At 70.9% G+C, this 16,946-nt stretch carries 16 protein-coding genes; 11 read left to right on the plus strand and 5 right to left on the minus strand.

Annotation, left to right across the window (positions count from 1 at the left end):
• Nucleotides 1–45 precede the first annotated feature (45 nt).
• Nucleotides 46–321 (minus strand): hypothetical protein, encoded by a 276-nt coding sequence (locus tag KZ829_RS13670; protein WP_220144244.1) that lies wholly within the window; start codon nucleotides 319–321, stop codon nucleotides 46–48.
• Nucleotides 322–485: 164 nt separating this feature from the next.
• On the opposite strand from KZ829_RS13670, the gene KZ829_RS13675 reads away from it, so the two are divergent.
• The 3 genes from KZ829_RS13675 to KZ829_RS13685 all read left to right on the plus strand — a co-directional run bounded on the left by KZ829_RS13675 (nucleotide 486) and on the right by KZ829_RS13685 (nucleotide 3,629).
• Entirely contained in the window at nucleotides 486–851 is a 366-nt protein-coding gene (locus KZ829_RS13675) for a hypothetical protein (protein WP_220144245.1), read from the plus strand.
• 533 nt (nucleotides 852–1,384) lie between these two features.
• The gene (locus KZ829_RS13680; RefSeq protein WP_308285466.1) at nucleotides 1,385–2,266 is read left to right on the plus strand and encodes an alpha/beta fold hydrolase; all 882 of its coding nucleotides are present in this window, start codon (nucleotides 1,385–1,387) and stop codon (nucleotides 2,264–2,266) included.
• Between the two features lie 421 nt (nucleotides 2,267–2,687).
• Nucleotides 2,688–3,629 (plus strand): endonuclease/exonuclease/phosphatase family protein, encoded by a 942-nt coding sequence (locus tag KZ829_RS13685; RefSeq protein ID WP_308285467.1) that lies wholly within the window; start codon nucleotides 2,688–2,690, stop codon nucleotides 3,627–3,629.
• 170 nt (nucleotides 3,630–3,799) lie between these two features.
• On the opposite strand, the gene KZ829_RS13690 is transcribed toward KZ829_RS13685, so the two are convergent.
• Nucleotides 3,800–4,378 (minus strand): HAAS signaling domain-containing protein, encoded by a 579-nt coding sequence (locus KZ829_RS13690; protein WP_220144246.1) that lies wholly within the window; start codon nucleotides 4,376–4,378, stop codon nucleotides 3,800–3,802.
• A gap of 132 nt (nucleotides 4,379–4,510) precedes the next feature.
• On the opposite strand from KZ829_RS13690, the gene KZ829_RS13695 reads away from it, so the two are divergent.
• Nucleotides 4,511–5,395 carry an ABC transporter substrate-binding protein gene (locus tag KZ829_RS13695; RefSeq protein ID WP_220144247.1) on the plus strand — a complete coding sequence of 295 codons (885 nt, stop codon included), beginning with the start codon at nucleotides 4,511–4,513 and terminating at the stop codon, nucleotides 5,393–5,395.
• Between the two features lie 69 nt (nucleotides 5,396–5,464).
• Complete coding sequence (gene htpG, locus KZ829_RS13700) at nucleotides 5,465–7,315, plus strand: molecular chaperone HtpG (protein ID WP_220144248.1); 1,851 nt, start codon at nucleotides 5,465–5,467, stop codon at nucleotides 7,313–7,315.
• A gap of 166 nt (nucleotides 7,316–7,481) precedes the next feature.
• On the opposite strand, the gene KZ829_RS13705 is transcribed toward htpG, so the two are convergent.
• Nucleotides 7,482–8,324, minus strand: coding sequence for a carbohydrate kinase family protein (locus KZ829_RS13705; protein WP_220144249.1), 843 nt, complete (start codon nucleotides 8,322–8,324; stop codon nucleotides 7,482–7,484).
• Nucleotide 8,325: 1 nt separating this feature from the next.
• Nucleotides 8,326–8,484, minus strand: coding sequence for a hypothetical protein (locus KZ829_RS13710; RefSeq protein WP_220144250.1), 159 nt, complete (start codon nucleotides 8,482–8,484; stop codon nucleotides 8,326–8,328).
• 125 nt (nucleotides 8,485–8,609) lie between these two features.
• Here KZ829_RS13710 and KZ829_RS13715 point away from each other — a divergent pair, with 125 nt between their 5' ends.
• The 5 genes from KZ829_RS13715 to KZ829_RS13735 all read left to right on the plus strand — a co-directional run bounded on the left by KZ829_RS13715 (nucleotide 8,610) and on the right by KZ829_RS13735 (nucleotide 15,193).
• Nucleotides 8,610–10,097, plus strand: a complete 1,488-nt coding sequence (locus tag KZ829_RS13715) for a DHA2 family efflux MFS transporter permease subunit (RefSeq protein ID WP_220144251.1) — start codon at nucleotides 8,610–8,612, stop codon at nucleotides 10,095–10,097.
• Entirely contained in the window at nucleotides 10,094–10,681 is a 588-nt protein-coding gene (locus KZ829_RS13720; RefSeq protein WP_220144252.1) for an acyl-CoA-like ligand-binding transcription factor, read from the plus strand. The genes KZ829_RS13715 and KZ829_RS13720 overlap by 4 nt, the downstream gene beginning before the upstream one ends.
• A 65-nt stretch (nucleotides 10,682–10,746) precedes the next feature.
• Nucleotides 10,747–12,255, plus strand: coding sequence for an alpha/beta hydrolase (locus KZ829_RS13725; RefSeq protein ID WP_220144253.1), 1,509 nt, complete (start codon nucleotides 10,747–10,749; stop codon nucleotides 12,253–12,255).
• Nucleotides 12,256–12,436: 181 nt separating this feature from the next.
• Nucleotides 12,437–13,894, plus strand: a complete 1,458-nt coding sequence (locus KZ829_RS13730; RefSeq protein ID WP_220144254.1) for a GntP family permease — start codon at nucleotides 12,437–12,439, stop codon at nucleotides 13,892–13,894.
• Between the two features lie 720 nt (nucleotides 13,895–14,614).
• Nucleotides 14,615–15,193, plus strand: coding sequence for a hypothetical protein (locus KZ829_RS13735; protein ID WP_220144255.1), 579 nt, complete (start codon nucleotides 14,615–14,617; stop codon nucleotides 15,191–15,193).
• A gap of 438 nt (nucleotides 15,194–15,631) precedes the next feature.
• Here KZ829_RS13735 and KZ829_RS13740 read toward each other — a convergent pair whose 3' ends face one another.
• Nucleotides 15,632–16,369, minus strand: coding sequence for an SDR family NAD(P)-dependent oxidoreductase (locus KZ829_RS13740; RefSeq protein ID WP_220144256.1), 738 nt, complete (start codon nucleotides 16,367–16,369; stop codon nucleotides 15,632–15,634).
• 276 nt (nucleotides 16,370–16,645) lie between these two features.
• On the opposite strand from KZ829_RS13740, the gene KZ829_RS13745 reads away from it, so the two are divergent.
• Nucleotides 16,646–16,933: a hypothetical protein gene (locus KZ829_RS13745; RefSeq protein WP_220144257.1), complete on the plus strand. Its 288-nt coding sequence runs from the start codon at nucleotides 16,646–16,648 to the stop codon at nucleotides 16,931–16,933.
• Nucleotides 16,934–16,946: the final 13 nt, after the last annotated feature.

Below are 16,946 nucleotides of genomic sequence, written 5' to 3' on the forward strand. Positions count from 1 at the left end.
CGGGCTCTTCGGAGAGCCCTGGTGTTGCATTCCGGTGAACTTCCGCTATGCCTTGCAGCCGGGGCCCGCGGCCCTTCCCCCGGTGATCCGGTACCGCGAGATGTCCCCGCTCACGTAGTCCTCGAGCTGTCGTACCGAGGTGGGCTCGACCCCGTTGTTCATCAGGTAGCCAACGATCGCCGTCTCCACGGTCCGGCAGGTGGCCTGGTCGGCGACGACCTGGGCACGTGCCTCGAGCTTCGCCGGGTTCACCGCAACGTAAGAAACGCCGCCGATACTCACCGTAAGGGCGCTGGCCATCGCAAGTTCGATCAAACGCACTGACGCAGGCTAGCCATGATCACTCACTGTAGGAAAGTGGGCCTTTCGGTCGAGATCAACAACCCTCTGTCACGGTACGGGTGGGCGAATGAATCGACGTGAGCCGTCCTCCGGGTGCTACCTTGATTACTCGGAGCAACGGTTTGATTGCGCTGGAGGATCCCATGCGTCGTGCCGCTGTCGTTCTCGCCCTCGTTCTCGCCGGTCTCTGGGTCGCCTCACCCGCCCAGGCGTTCGCGCACACCGCTGTGCACAACCCGGCCCTGCACGCCCTGCTCGACGGGCTCACCCTGCTGGTCGCCACGGCGCCGGTGTGGACCGCCCTGCTCTGGGCCGGTGACCGCCGCTGGTTGCTCGCCGCACTGATCGGCGTGGTCCAGATCCCGGTCGCGGTCATCGGCTTCACGCCGATCGCCAACCCGTGGCTGCATCTGTCCCTGTTCGCCCTCGCGCTCGGCCTGACCGCGGTGTCGCTGCGGGTGGTGCGTGGACAGGCACGGTCCGCCGCCGCTGTCACGACTGTTCGCTGACAGGCCGTACCGGCCGCCGCGGCGTCCTCGCGCCGCGGCGGCCTCTCCGAATGATCGGATCCCGTTGTTGCCGCGGCGGGATCTCCGCAGGTGCCGGTCCTGCTCCCGCGCCGTTCCCTCCACCGGAATCCCGGGTCTCGGCCGGTGCCTGTCCCGCTCCGCCCTTCGGCCGGCGTTCCCGCCGGTCCCTCTTCGGGCGTTCGAGCGGTGTTCCCGCCGGTCCCTCTTCGGGCGTTCGAACAGTGGTCTCGCTGGTTTGCTTCGGGCGCTTGATCTGGTGCTCCTGCCGACCCCGCTTCGGCCTTTGGGCGGCGTTCTGGCGGACCCGCATCCGGCCTCTGAGCGGGGTTCTTGCTGTTCGCTCCCGACCCTCCTGCCGGCGCCGGTCCCGATCTCTGCCATGGCGGCGTGGTCGCCGGCCCGGCGGATGTCGATCGTGCGATGCGGGCGTTGCGGGAGCCTCTCAGCGAGCACGTCATCCGATGTGATGTCGGCGTAACGTGGTCGTCAGTGAGGCTGGCCACAATGAATTCGTGGTGACGGAGACGATGGTGCCGGTCAACGGCATCCAGGTGTGCGTGGAGACCTTCGGCGAGCCCACCGATGCCCCGCTGCTGCTTCTGGCCGGGGATGCCAGTCCGATGGACTGGTGGGACGACGAGTTCTGCCGTCGGCTCGCGGCCGGCGGCCGGTTCGTGATCCGCTACGACCACCGGGACACCGGTCGGTCCACCTCCTACCCGGCCGGCGCGACCGCCTACTCGGGCGCCGACCTCATGGACGACGCCGTCGGCGTGCTCGACGCGCTTCGGGTGCCGGCCGCGCACCTGGTCGGCTTCTCGCTCGGCGGCGCGCTCGCGCAGCGCATCGCGGTCCATCACCCCGAGCGGGTGCTGTCGCTCACCCTCATGGCGACCAGCGCCGGCGGGGCGGGATCGGAGGCCGCGCCGGTCACCGTGGGCGGTCCGGTCACGGTCGTCGCGGGCAGGGTCACGGCCGGCATCCGTACGGTGGAAGCCGCCCCGATCACCGACGAGACCGACTGGTCGAACCGGAAGGCCGCGGTCGCCCGCATGATCGCCGAGGTGCGCGACCACGGCGGCCCGTTCACCCCCGACGAGCCGCAGTTGCGCCGCCTGGCCGAGCGCATCTTCGACCGCTCCGCCGATCTGGCCGCCACCCGCCTCAACCACCGCCTCGCCGGCTACGGCCCCCCGGTCCGCGACCTGCTCGGCGCCATCGAGACCCGAACCGTGGTCCTGCACGGCACCCTCGACCGCCGCTTCCCGGCCGAACACCCGGAGGAACTGGCCCGCTGCATCCCCCACGCCCGCCTGGTGTGGCTGGACGGCGTCGGCCACGAGTTCCCGCCCCGAGCCGTCTGGGACCAGGTCCTCCACGAGATCCTCCACTGACACCGCCCAGCCGCCCCCCAACGCACACCGTCCGCTTCCCGATCGCGAAGCGGCGCTGCTAGCGACACGCAAAGCCCGGCCGGCTCTGAGCGCTGACCCTGCTGGTCGATTGGTCCTCTGTCCGTTCCCCCGGCTCGTTTGCGCCGACCAGCGCACACGTATCGGTTCCCGTGGTCGCCCGCCCGGGTCATAGCGGCGGGCCGGGCACACGGACGGCGCGACGTGAGCGCCCGCCGTGCCGGACAGGCGGCGGCGCGAAGTGGCGCGGCGCGGGCGGCGGATGGCAGTGGGGCAATTGACCAGCGGGGTCAGCGCTGTCTCACGCCCGCCGAGACAGCGCTCAGCGCCAGCCGGCCTTGATCGGCGTTCTTCGGCCTCGGCGCGATGAGGCCGGCTTGATCGGCTGTGCGAGCATCGCCGCGTGCGAGTGTTCGGGGGCGCTGGGCGGGATCGGCTCGGATGGTTCGCCGCCGTTCCGCTCGGGGCCCTGACCGCCGGCGTGATGGTCGCCCACCCGGTGCTGCCCGGCGGAAGCCTGCTGCCGACCTTCCTGCCGTGGCTGGGGCTGAGCGTTCTGCCGATCCTCGCCCTGGCCGCGTGGCGCCGCTCCGGGATCGCGCTGGTCGCGGCGCTGTTTCCGCTGACAGCCTGGCTTGCCCTCTTCGGCGGTCGCCTCCTCCCGTCCCGGGAGCCCGTGCCCGATCTGGTCGCCGTGCAGCACAACGTCAGCGACGAGAACCCCGACGTGCCCGGAACCGTCCGCACACTCCTGGAAGCCGACCCCGACCTGGTGGCCCTGGAAGAGGTCACGCCGGAGGCGCTGCCCGCCTACCGGGCCGCATTCCCGGCCGGCTACGCCCATCACAGCGTCCACGGCACGGTCGCGCTCTGGTCCCGGCACCCGCTCGTTGAAGCGGCCGCCCTCGACATCCGCCCGGCGACCCTGGGCGCCGACTGGAACCGCGGCCTGCGTGCCGTCGCCCGCACGCCGCACGGGGACATCGCCGTCTACGTCGCCCACCTGCCCTCGGTGCGGCCCGGCCCGACCGGCCTCGACGCGGAACGCCGCGACGACAGCGCCCGCCGTCTCGCCGCGGCCCTGGCCGCCGAGCCGCTCGACCGGGTGATCCTCCTCGGCGACCTGAACGCCACCACGAAGGACCGGGGCCTCGAACCGGTCACCTCCCTGCTCGGCACCGCCGAGTCGGACTTCGCCTTCACCTGGCCCGCCGCCTTCCCGGTCGCCCGCATCGATCAGGTCCTGGCGCGCTCGCTGACGGTCACCTCGGTCCGAACCCTCCCCAGAACCGGCAGCGACCACCTCCCGATAGCCGCGCACCTCCGCCGGTGGCCGCCGGCGTGATCAATGGTCGCCCTGTGCCGGGGCGGTGGCGACCGCGTCGGTAGTCGCGGGACGCTGCGGGCGAGGTCTCGGGTCGGTCGGTGGCGGCCGTTCGCCGGAAAGGCCGCGCGTCTTCGCAGGGCCAGGGTGGCGGCGGTCGTTTCGGCGGGCGGCACCCTTCGCGGGGAGCCTCAGTGTGGTCGGTCGACGGCACGGAGGGTGAGGCCGGCGGCGACCGAACCCGTGCCGGTGGCCAGGTAGACGGCCAGGAAGCCGAGACCGCTCAGCAGCGGGGCGCCGGCCACGGCGGTCAGCAGGAGCGCGGCGACGGCCGGGGCGGTAACCAGGAACCAGGCGACCGCCTTCTGCACCGGGGTCCACCGTGGGGAGACACTGGCGATCAGCAGCGCGGCGGCCTGGCTGATCAGCGGCAGCAGGAGCGGGCCGGCGATCAGCAGGCGCACCGCGACGCGTTCGGAGCCCCCGGCTCCGGGCAGTGCGGCCGGGACCGCCGGCTGTGGCACCGGCAGGCGCAGGTGGGTGGGGGTGCCGCTGCGGCGCACGGCCGCGACGAGCTGCTCCGGCGGGCCGAGCCGGCCCAGCGCCTGGGCCGGGTTTCCGGCCAGGTCGCGGCGCATCGCGATGTAGCCGGACACGGTGCCCATCAGGTCGTCGCGGGTCTCCGGCGGAAGGTCGTCGCTCGCCGCCCACAGGGCCGCCAGATAGTCGAGGACTAGCGTGTCGTCGGGAGTCGCCGGTGCCGTCGTCATGGCGTACAGCGTCGCTGGTTCGCGCGGCGCGCACATCGGCCCACAGTGGTAACCGGATGGCCCGAAGTCATACCGGAGTCTTACCTACCGTGGTTCGATGCGGCCGCCGCCGGGATCCGGCAGCATGGCGGCATGCGACTGGTCTCCCTTCTCCCGTCCGCGACCGAGATCGTCTATGCCCTGGGGCTGGGCGACGATCTGGTCGGGGTGACGTTCGAGTGCGACGAGCCCGCGTCCGCCCGGCAGACGAAGGCGGTCGTGGTCGGTGGGCGGGACACCCGCGGCATGACGCCGGCCGAGATCGACGACTACGTGCGCACGCAGATGTCGGCCGGCGGTGACCTCTACACACTGCACGCGGACGCGCTGGCCGGGCTCGATCCGGAGTTGATCCTCACCCAGGACCTGTGCCGCGTCTGCGCGCTGCCGTCGGGGCACGTCGATCAGGCGCTGAGCCATCTGGGCTGCCGGTCGGATGTGCTGTCGCTCGACCCCTACACGCTGGAGGAGGTCCTCGGCACGTTTTCCGAGGTGGCGCACGCGGCGGGCGTGTTGGAGAGGGGTGTGGAGCTGGTCGGCGCCCTGCGGGAGAGGCTGCGCGGGGTGAGTGACGCGGTGGCCGGGAGGCGGCGACCGAAGGTCGCGGTGGTGGAGTGGGTGGATCCGCCGTTCACGGCGGGGCACTGGGTGCCGGATCTGGTGGTCGCGGCCGGTGGTGAGCCGGTGGCGGCGCGGGCCGGGAAGCGGTCGGTGCAGGTGTCGTGGGCCGAGCTGACCGCGCCCGAGCCGGAGATCGTGCTGGTCACGCCGTGCGGTTATCACCTGGACGGTGCCGCCCGGCAGGCCGAGGCGGTGATCGAGCACTTCCCGAAGGCCGCGGTGTGGGCGATCGACGGGGACGGGCTGGTGGTCCGACCAGGGCCGCGCCTGGTCGACGGCGTCGAGGCGATCGCCGCGATCCTGCATCCCGAGGCGGTCCCGGCGGCTCCCGAAGGAGCGATCCGCCGGGTCAGCTGACCCGGGCCGCATCGGCGGCCGGGCGGTCGTCCTACGATCGTGGTGAACCACCGGACATGACGGAAACGGGTGACGATGGAGACGTTGGAGTTCCAGGCCGAGGCGCGCCAGCTACTGCAGCTGATGGTCCATTCGATCTACTCGAACAAGGACATCTTCCTGCGCGAGTTGATCTCGAACGCGTCGGACGCGCTGGACAAGCTGCGGCTGGCCAAGTTGCAGGACGGCCTCGAGGCGGATACCTCCGACCTGCACATCGAGATCGGGGTCGACGCGGAGGCGCGGACGCTGACCGTGCGGGACAACGGCATCGGCATGACTCGCGACGAGGTCGTCGAGCTGATCGGCACGATCGCCAAATCGGGTACGGCGGAGCTGCTGACCAAGCTCAAGGAGGCCAAGGAGAGCCCCGAGCTGATCGGCCAGTTCGGTGTCGGCTTCTACTCGACCTTCATGGTCGCCGACAAGGTCACGCTGGTGACCCACAAGGCCGGCACCGAGGGCCACGGCACGCGCTGGGAGTCGGCGGGCGAGGGCACGTTCACGATCGACGACGCGCCGGACGCGCCGGTCGGCACCACGATCACGCTGCACCTGCGTCCCAAGGACGAGGACGACGCGCTCTACGACTACACCGACGAGTGGAAGATCAAGGAGATCGTCAAGCGGTACTCGGACTTCATCTCGTTCCCGATCCGCAAGGTCTCCGCTGACGGTGAGGGGGAGACCCTCAACTCGATGAAGGCGCTGTGGGCCCGGCCGCGCAGCGAGGTCACCGACGAGGAGTACCACCAGTTCTACCGGCACATCAGCCACGACTGGACCGACCCGCTCGAGATCATCAACATGAAGGCGGAGGGCACTTTCGAGTACGAGGCCCTGCTCTTCATCCCGGCGCGGGCCCCGCACGACCTGTTCCAGCGGGACGCCCGCCGTGGCCTCCAGCTGTATGTCAAGCGCGTCTTCATCATGGACGACAGCAAGGAGCTGATCCCCGACTACCTGCGCTTCGTCAAGGGCGTGGTGGACGCGGCCGACCTCTCGCTGAACATCTCCCGCGAGATCCTGCAGCAGGACCGGCACATCCAGATGATCCGGCGCCGCCTGGTCAAGAAGGTCCTCTCCACGATCAAGGACCTGATGTCGAGCAGCCCGGAGAAGTACGCGACGTTCTGGCGCGAGTTCGGCCGGGCCGTCAAGGAGGGCCTGCTCGCCGAGCCGGACAACCACAAGCCGATCCTGGAGATCGCGTCGTTCGCCACCACCCACGGCAGCGAGCCGACCACCCTCGCCGCCTACGTGGAGCGGATGAAGGAGGGCCAGGAGGAGATCTACTTCCTGACCGGCGAGAGCCGCTCCCAGGTGGAGAACTCGCCGCACATGGAGGCCTTCCAGGCGGAGGGCTACGAGGTGCTCATCCTCACCGACCCGGTCGACGAGGTGTGGGTCGACGTGGTGCCCGAGTTCGACGGCAAGAAGCTGCGGTCCATCGCCCGGGGCACCGTCGACCTCAAGAAGGACGAGGAGGAGAAGCAGCCGGAGGGCGACTTCGGGCCGCTGCTCGGGTTCCTCACCGAGAAACTGGACGAGCGGGTCAAGGAGGTGCGCCTGTCGCACCGGCTCACCACGTCGGCCGCCTGCCTGGTCAGCGACGCCGACGACATCACCCCGGCGCTGGAGAAGATGTACCGGGCGATGGGCCAGGAGGGGCCGCGAGTGAAGCGGATCCTCGAGCTCAACCCGAACCATCCGCTGGTCGCCGGGCTGCGGTCGGCACACGAGCGCAAGGCCGACGACCCGGCCCTGCCGGACACCGCCGAGTTGCTGTACGGGACGGCGCTGCTGGCCGAGGGCGGCGACCTGGACGACCCGGCCAGGTTCGCCAAGCTGCTCGCCGACCGGCTCGCGCAGACGGTCTGAGGGAGTCCCGCCCGCCGGACCGATCCGGCGGGCGGGCCAGCCGGTCAGAGAAGAGGCGGGCCGGCCGGTCAGAGAAGAGGCGGGCCGGCCGGTCAGAGAAGAGGCGGGCCAGCCGGTCAGAGAAGAGACGGGTCGGCCCGGTCGGAGAAGCGGCGGGCCAGCCCGGTCAGGGAAGCGGCAGGTGGGCCAGCCAGGCGCGGGGTCCGGCGTGCGCTACGCGGATGGCAGCGACGCGCACTGCGTACCCGATGGCGGTTTGAAGATCGTCGCTCTGGGTGAGGGTGACGGCGAGCGCGCCGTGGAAGGCGTCGCCGGCGCCGGAGGTGTCGACCGCCGTGACCAGCGGCACCGGGACGAGCCCCGATGAGCCCGCGCTGAACCAGCTCACCGACGCGTCACCGTGGGTGATCACCACGTGTGGCGCGGCGACGGCCGCCGCGATCGCCGCGTCGCCCGGACCGGCCGCCGCCGGATGGCGGAAGTCGCCGGAGCAGGCCACCACCTCGGCGTGCGGGAAGACGTCGGCGAAGACCGGGCGCCAGCTTCCGGCGTCGACCAGCAGACGCCGCGCCGACCGGGCCGCGGCCACCGCCAGCGCGGGATGATGTCCGTCGACCAGCGTCAGGTCCGCGTCCGGCAGACCCCTCTCCGGTACGGCGACCGCGCGCGTCCCGGCGTTGCGGCTGACGATCGTCCGCTCACCGGTCGCGTCGAGCACCGTGACGGCGGAGACCGGCGGCGGCTGATCGGTATCGGGCGCCGCGTCGATCAGGGTCACCCCGTGCGCGGCCAGATCAGCCCGCACCAGGTCACCGAGCGGATGCCTGCCGACCGCGGTGACCAGCGCGACGTCGGCCCCGAGGGCGGCCGCGGTGACCGCCGCGTTGGCCGCCGGCCCGCCCGCCGCCACGTCCACCGACTCGGACTGCACCTTCTCGTCGATGCCCGGCATCCGCGCGACCCGCTGCACGAGGTCGACCGTGGCCAGGCCGACGCACAGGATGCGCACGTCAGTCGTTGGTCAGCTCGACGAAGAACGTGCCGATGTTGGTGAAGATGTCGGCTATGCCCTGCCCGATGCTGCGGGTCACGTCGGCGGCCGAGGCCGGGTTGGTGCCGATCCAGAAGACGAGCAGGAACAGCAGGATCCAGCCCAGAACCTTCTTCATCGGAGCTCCTCCACCTGGTGTAACGCCGCCCAAGATCGTGACACAACCTCGCAACTGCCCGCAGGGCGGCGCGCCCTCTCCAAACCAAGTGGCAGTAACTTGTTTTTGGAAGTTACTGTCATTTCATGGATACCCCCACTTCGATGCGGCGCTGGTATGCGCTGATCGCCCTCGCCCTCTGCACCCTGGCCATCGGTCTGGACAGCACGGTCCTCAGCGTCGCGCTGCCCACCCTGGCCCTCGACCTCGGCGCAACCACCGCCGACCTGCAGTGGTTCACCACGTCGTACCTGCTGGTCCTGGCCGCCGCGCTGCTCCCGGCCGGCATGCTCGGCGACCGGTACGGCCGCAAGCGCCTGCTCCTGATCGCCCTGGTCCTGTTCGGCGCCGCGTCGGCCGCCTGCGCCTACGCCGAGACCATCGGCCAGCTGATCGCCGCCCGCGCCGCCCTCGGGCTCGGCTCCGCGGTGATCCTGGCCCTGATGGGCGCCGTCCTCACCGTCCTGTTCGGCGAGGACGAGCGGCCCCGTGCCCTGTCCGTCTGGGTCACCGCCAACGCGCTCGGCGTACCGCTCGGACCGCTGCTCGGCGGCTGGCTGCTCGACAACTTCCACTGGGGTTCGGTCTTCCTGATCAACCTGCCGCTCGTTGTCCTCGGGCTGGTCGCCGTGGCCACCCTGCTGCCCGAGTCGCACGGCGACCGGGAGCGCCGCTTCGACTGGCTCGGCGTGGTGCTGTCGGCGTCCGGGCTGGTCGCTCTGACGTACGGCATCATCGAGGCCGGGGAACGCGGCTGGAGTGACCCGCGCGCCCTGCTCACCATCGCCTTCGGCGTGCTCGCGCTCGGCGCGCTGGTGTTCTGGCAGCGGCGCGCGACCGCCCCGTTGATCGAACTCGAACTGTTCCGCAACCGCGCGTTCACCGGCGGCACCGTGCTCTCCACGATCGCCGGATTCGCCTTCTTCGGGCTGCTCTTCGCGTTGCCGCAGCTGTTCCAGGCGGTCGGCGGCCACGACGCGCTCGGCACCGGCATGCGGCTGCTCCCGGTGATCGGCGGCCTGATCGCCGGTGCCCGGGCCGCCGACCGGCTCACGGCGCGACTCGGCGCCCGTACCCTGATCGCCGCCGGGCTCGCGGTGATCGCCGTGGCCCTCGCGGGCGGCGCCGTCCTCGGCTACACCCTGTACGGCGTGTGGGTCACCGCGGCCGGTGTGGGTCTCGGCCTCACCATGCCGCCGGCCATGAACGCCGCCCTCGGCGCGCTCACCCCCGAGCGCAGCGGCGTGGGCAACGCCATGGTGCAGTCGATGCGGCAGGTCGGCAGCGCGATCGGCGTGGCGGTGCTCGGCATGGCGATGAACACCGCCTACCGCGACGCGCTGCCCGCGGCGGCGCCCGATGAGGTCCGCGACAGTGCCACCGCCGGAGTCGCGGTTGCCGGGCGGCTCGGCGATCCGGCGCTGCTCGACGCGGTGCGCGCTGCCTTCACCGACGGGATGGGCGTCTCCCTGTTCGTGGCGGCGGCCGTGTCGGCGGTGGGCGCGGTGCTCGCGCTGGCGCTGCTCCCGGCGGGGACGGCGCGCGTGCCCGTCCTGGCAGAATCCGGGATATGACGAACGGCCTCCGTGAACGCAAGAAGGCGAAGACCCGGGCCGCGATCCGCGACCACGCCCTGCGGTTGTTCGAGGAGCGGGGGTACGCGGCGACCACCGTGGACCAGATCGCGGACGCGGCCGAGGTCTCGCCCAGCACCTTCTTCCGGTACTTTCCGACGAAGGAGGACGTCGTCCTGGTCGACGACGTCGACGAGGTGCTGCTCGGGGCGATCCGGGCCCAGCCCGCCGAGAGCCCGCCGATCGAGGCGATCCGGCGGGCCATGCGCGAGGTGTTCGACGCCATGAGCCCGGCGGCGTGGGAGTTCGAGCGGCGCCGGCAGCGGCTGGTGCTCACCGTGCCCGAGTTGCGGATGCGCATGCTCCAGCAGATGACCGAGGCCATCGACCTCATGGCCGGGGTGATCGCCGAGCGCACCGGCCGCCCGGCCGACGACTTCGCCGCCCGGGTGACCGCCGGCGCCGCGGTCGGGGCGATGCTGTCGGTGCTGCCGGCGGGCCACACCGACGGGGTTCAACCGGCCGACTTCCAGCGGGTGGAACAGGCCCTCACGCTGCTGCAGAACGGTCTGCCGCTGGACTGACCAGGCCCGTTGCATCGGCAGGCTTGAATGGGTCGCGTTGCTGTCGCCGACCCGTGAGGTTGCCCATGCGCCGCATCACCGTACCGATCGCTCTGCTCGCTCTGCTCGGCCCGGCCGTCCCGGCGGCGGCCGCTCAGGCCGCGCCACCATCATCCATTGCCTGGACCGGCTGTGATCCGGCGGAGGGGGCCCCGGAAGGTCTGCTCTGCGCCACGATCAAGGTTCCGGTCGACTGGTCGAAGCCGGGCGGGCCCACCATCGACCTGGCCCTGGCCAAGCGGCCCGCCACCGACCCGTCCCGGCGGATCGGCTCGCTGCTGATCAACCCCGGCGGGCCGGGCGGCTCCGGGGTCGACTTCGCCTACTTCTCCGGTGAGGCGTTCTCGCCGGCCGTCACCGACCGCTTCGACATCGTCGGGTTCGATCCGCGCGGGCAGGCCCGCAGCAGCGTGATCAACTGCGACAGTGACCTGATCGGTGCCCAGGCGATCCGGCTCTATCCGGACGACAAGGCGGAGTACGCCGACCTGCGCGCCACCAACAAGGCCCTCGCCCTGAGCTGCCGGGAACTGAGCGGCCCGCTGGTGAAGTACGTCGACACCGCCAGCGTGGCCCGGGACATGGACGCCATCCGCGCCGGGCTCGGCGAGAAGAAGATCAGCTACTACGGCGTCTCCTACGGCACCATGATCGGCCAGCAGTACGCAGAACTGTTCCCGGGCCGGATCCGCGCGCTGGCCCTCGACTCGAACATGGACCACGCGCAGAACATCGCGGGCTACCAGAAGTGGGAGACGCTCGCCATGGAGGGCTCGTTCCTCCAGTTCACCTCGTGGTGCGACCGGACCGAGGCCTGCGCGCTGCACGAGCGGGGTGCCCTTGCCTACTTCGACGACCTGTACGCCCGGGCCGAGGCCGGCGAGCTGATCGTCGACGGGTCGCCGCTGCCGCCGGAGGACCTGGTCGGCTGGGTCTTCGGCTACATGTACAACCCGACCTCCTGGTTCGACCTCGCGGAAACGTTGATCTACATCCAGGAGGGCGGAGAGAGCGCTCGTGGCGAGCCCGCGCCCAACGGCTACCTGCCGGTGATGTGCTCCGACTTCCACTTCGACGTGGGCGCCTTCCCCGTGCTGCGGGCCATCGAGCTGGCGCAGAACCGGCTCGCCCCGCACACCCGGCTCAACCCGCTGGCCTGGTCCGATCTGGCCGGCTGCCAGAACTGGCCATGGGAGGTCACCAACCCGCCGCACCGGTTGCGGGCGTCGGCCAAGCTGCCGCCGATCCTGCTGGCCAACAGCCGGTGGGACGTGGCCACCCCGTACGAGTGGGGCACCAACCTGGCGAGCCAGCTGCCGAGCGCCACGTTCCTGACCTACGACGGGGTCGGTCACGGCACCTACTGGCGCAGCGACTGTGCCCGGGCGGCGATCGACACGTACCTGGTCGAGCTGCGTACCCCGAAGAAGGGCACGCACTGCCCGGCCGTCTTCCCGTCGTCGCCGGTCAGCGCGCAGGTGGCGCCGGCGGTGGTGGATCCGCTGCCCCAGCTGACCGGCCCGTTCCGCCGGTGATCATGGCGTAGGGGGCGCCGCTGGTCGCGGCCCGCGGGCCGACCGCTATGCGGGCCGCATCAACGGGCCGCTTCAGCGGGACCGCTTTGCGGGTCGCGACCAGAACCCGGTTCGCCGGGCGAGATCTTCGCCCCCGCCAGACCGTGGATTGAAACAGGTTTCGATGGGGTAGAGCCGCCCCATGACGACCATCGCCGCTGAGGCCATCACCGACGCCGGGACCACGCAGCTCGTCCTCGCCGCGGTGCTCGGCATCGCGGCCGTCGTCCTGCTGATCGCCTGGGCGAAATGGCATCCGTTCCTGGCCCTGATCTCCGGCGCCGGCGTCCTCGGTCTGGCCGCGGGCGCCGCGCCGGAGGCGGTCGTCGACTCGTTCACCGCCGGGCTCGGCACCACGGCCGGCGGTGTCGGCGTGCTCATCGCGCTCGGCTCGATGATCGGCGGGCTGCTGGCCGAATCCGGGGGAGCCGACGGCATCGTGACCCGAATCGTCAACGGCGTCTCCGGGGCCGCGCTGCCGTGGGCCATGGCCGGTGTCGCCGCGCTCATCGGGCTACCGCTGTTCTTCGAGGTCGGCGTTGTGCTCCTGGTGCCGATCGTGCTGCTCGTCGCACGGCGTACCGATGTCGGTCTGCTCCGTCTCGGCATCCCGGCCCTGGCCGGACTGTCGGTGCTGCACGGGCTCGTGCCACCGCACCCCGGACCGCTGGTCGCCATCGAGAGCCTGCAGGCCGACCTGGGCCTCACCCTGCTGCTCGGCCTGATCTGCGCGGTCCCCACGGTGATCGTCGCCGGCCCCGTCTTCGGCAACTTCATCGCCAAGCGGGTCCCGCTGCCGGTGCCGGCGCTGCTCGCCGCCACCGACCGCCCGGCCTCCGGCCCGTCCGGTGGCCAGGACTTCGTCGACCGCGGCGATCTCGCCAACCCGAGCGCTCCCGGCGAACTCGTCGACGAACAGGTCGGACCACGCCGCAACCCCGGCTTCTGGGCCGCGATCCTGACCATTCTGCTGCCGGTCGTGCTGATGCTGGCCCGCGGCCTCGCCGAACTGCTCCTCACCGAGGGATCCGCCCTGCGCGACGCCCTCGAGGTCCTCGGCGAACCGATCGTCGCCCTGCTCGCCGGTGTCTTCGTCGCGATGTACGCTCTCGGCAAACGGGCCGGCTTCGACCGGAGAGAGACGTCCGCGGTGCTCGGCGGCGCCCTCCCACCGATCGCCGGCATCCTGCTGATCGTCGCGGCGGGCGGCGGCTTCAAACAGGTCCTGGTGGACGCCGGGGTCGGCAACGTGATCGCCGACGCGGCCCGGGACGCCAACATCAACGTCCTGCTGCTCGGCTTCCTCGTGGCCGTCGGCATCAGGGTCGCCACCGGTTCGGCCACGGTCGCCACGATCACCGCGGCCGGCATCGTCGCTCCACTCGCCACCACCCTCGACCGCACCGACGTCTCGCTGCTCGCCCTCGCGATCGGTGCCGGCTCACTCTTCTTCTCGCACGTCAACGACGCCGGCTTCTGGATGGTCAAGGAATACTTCGGCATGACCGTCGGCCAGACCATCAAGACCTGGTCGGTCATGGAGACCATCATCTCGGTGGTCGGTTTCGCGTGCGTCATGTCGCTGTCGCTGCTTCTGTGAAAACCTTTCTCCGGTACGGCTACCCGAACCCGCCGTAATAGACCCGCGAGGCGCTGCGACTCCAGACCATGCCGCGCCCGCCGGGCGTGAGCGGCTGGTCACCCTCATCCCGCACAACCGTCCCGTCAACTGCCGACGTCGTCCGGCCGACCCGCAGCCCTGTCCCGCCACAGTCGAGACAGCGCTGACTCCGCTGGTCAACCGGTCCTCTGCCGGTTCCTCCGGCTCGTTTGCGCCGACCAGCGCACACGTAACGGTTTCCGCGGTCGCCCGCCCGCGTCATAGCGGCAGGCCGGGCACACGGACGGCGCGACGTGAGCGCCCGCCGGGCCGGACAGCGCGGGCGGCGGGGCATTTGACCAGCGGGGTCAGCACTGGGCGCCGGCCGACCGATTTCGGCTGATCGTAGGTGTCTCGAGCGCTCCGAACAGCTCCCAGGGCAGCCGGGCAAGATCGACCACGATATACAGCCACCTGAAACGGCCACGCCGCGTCACGTCTGTGATGGCGTCGGCATTGCGCCTTCCGGGCGGGAGCGAGTGGGCGCTGGCATCGTGCCCGGCCGGATGCGGACCGGCTGCCCACACGATGGCCGGTTCCCGGATCGATGGGAGTAACCGGAGGGCATTCGGGCGCGGTGAGCCCCGCGGCGTCCGGCCCGTGGGCCTGTGACGGTACGGAGGAGTGAACTTTGCAAGATCATCACTATGATCTGCGGCCATGGGGAGCACCTATCAGACCGTGCTGGCCACCGGTGACCTGGACGGTGTCCGTAGTGCGGTGGCCGAGTCCCGGCAGAAGGCCGTGATCATCCCGGTGGCCGAGCGGCGCTGGGCGGTGATCCCCCGTGGTGAGAGCGGCTACGCCGAGACCGCGACCCTGGCCCGGCTCATGAGCCTGCGCGCCGGTGAATACGCGGCCCGGTTCGAGATGTACGACTCCGACGCCCTGCTCGTGGAGATCCTGCACCGCGGGGCGACCGTCCACGACTACGTCTCCGAGCAGCGGTTCGTCATCGAGGACTGGGATGACGACGACAACGAGATCCTGGTCGACCTGCGTGGCAACGTCTACCACGACCTGGAGGACGTGCCGCGCGGCCCATACGGCGCCGACCCGTCGGCATTCGCCCCGCTCGGTGTCGGCGCGGTGGACTTGGCCGGACTGGACGCCGCTCTACGTGGTCCACAGTTGATGGCCGAGTCGCAACATCATGACGCGATGCATGCTCTCAATATTGATCCCCGTCCACTGCAGATGACATATGAACAGGCCCGCAAGTCACGTCTCGGCGTCTGAACGGTCGACCGGGCCGGGCGGCGGATATCCGCACTGCCGGACCGGCGCACCATGCGGAGACCAGGGGCAGCGCCGCCGTCGCGATCTGCGCACCCGGATAGCCGGACCAGCCGGCCATCGCCGCCGCCGCGAACAACGGCATGGTGACCAGCCCACCGCAGATCCAGATGAACGAGTACCCGCTCACCGGCAGGCATCGGCTCGTGGGCTGGCCGGTTGACCGGCGGGGCGATGGCGAGTGGTTCGTGGGTGGGGCTTGCTGGCCGGCCGACGCGGCGGTTGGCGGGTGGGGTTGGCCTACCGGCAGGCATCGGCTCGTGGGCGGGGCCGGCCGATGGGGATCGTCCGATGGGACGGCGGTGTCTCGATCGTGGCGGTCGGCCCGGTGACCGTCTGTGATCAGGGCGGGCGAGCTCCGCGGCCTTGTGACGTTACCGGTCAGCGGGCCTCGGGATCGGGGCCGTTGACCGCGCGGCCGCCGTCGACCGGGAGGACCGCCCCGTTGATGAAACCGGCGGCCGGGGAGAGCAGGAAGGCGACGGCGGCCGCCACCTCGCCGGGTGTGCCGACCCGGCCCAGCGGGTGCAGTGCGGCCATCTGGGCGTCGGCTTCCGGGTGTTCGGCACGGTACTCCTCGTACCGTGCCGTGGTGATCGAGCCGAGCGCGACCGCGTTGGCGCGGATGCCGTCCGGGCCGTGGTCGACGGCGACCGCCCGGGTCAGGCCCTCGATCGCGGCCTTCGCCGTGGCGTAGGCGAGCGCGCCGCGAACCGGGCGCTGCGCCTGGTGCGACGAGACGTTGACGATCGCGCCCGGACGGCCGTGGGCGCGGAAGTGGTTGACGGCGGTGTGGCAGCCGGTCACGGCGAGGGCGAGGTTCGTGGTGATCAGGTCGAGGACGCGCGGAACCGGATCGGACGCCAGCCCGGCGTCGTGGAAGACCGCCGCGTTGTTGACCCAGCCGGCCAGCGGGCCGGTGGCCTCGGCGGTAGCGGCCGCGTGCCGTGCCGCCACCGGGTCGGCGGCGTCGCCGGATACCAGCGTGACCCGGTCGTACTGCCAGTCGAGCCGGTCGACGACGTCCAGGACGACCACGTGACCGTCGGTGGCCAGGCGTTCGGCGATGGCCCGGCCGACGCCCTGAGCCGCCCCGGTCACCACGAAGGAGGAGGGCATGTCGTCATCCTGCCGCGGGGACGGCGCTCCGGCCGGATCCGGGATCAGGTACTTGCGGGGCAGGAATGGTCACCCGGGAGGGTTACAGCTGATATGGAAACTTTTGTGCATGAAAAGTACTGAAACTGAGCTAGAGTCCGTTTCTCTATAGCGTATTGTCGGGTCGATGTATTTCTAGTAGGTTTCGTACCCGAAGTTTTAATGCGGACGATTCGGCGAGATGCTTAATATTACGGGGCAAATCGGACCCCTACTCTGAAAGGTTCATGGGTCAACATGAAGCACAACACCCGTAAGGCTTTCGCCGTCGCTGCTCTCGCCGCCGGTGCCCTGATGCTCGCTCCCGCCGCCGCTTACGCGGGCGGCCCGCACGGCGGTGGCAAGGGTGGCGGCGGGTTCGACATCGACGTCACCCAGGCCTGTTCGATGGGCAACAACACTGCGAACGGCAACGCGAGCCTGATCGGCCTGCAGAACACCGATGTCGGCGGCGTCCTCAACGGCCTGCTGAGCTTCGGCAGCGACTTCGGCGACTCCTTCGAGTGCGACAATTCGGCCTTCTGACACACTCATTCGC

Origin of the sequence: Actinoplanes hulinensis (assembly GCF_019429605.1) — a bacterium.
In the GTDB taxonomy this organism is placed as follows: domain Bacteria; phylum Actinomycetota; class Actinomycetes; order Mycobacteriales; family Micromonosporaceae; genus Actinoplanes; species Actinoplanes campanulatus.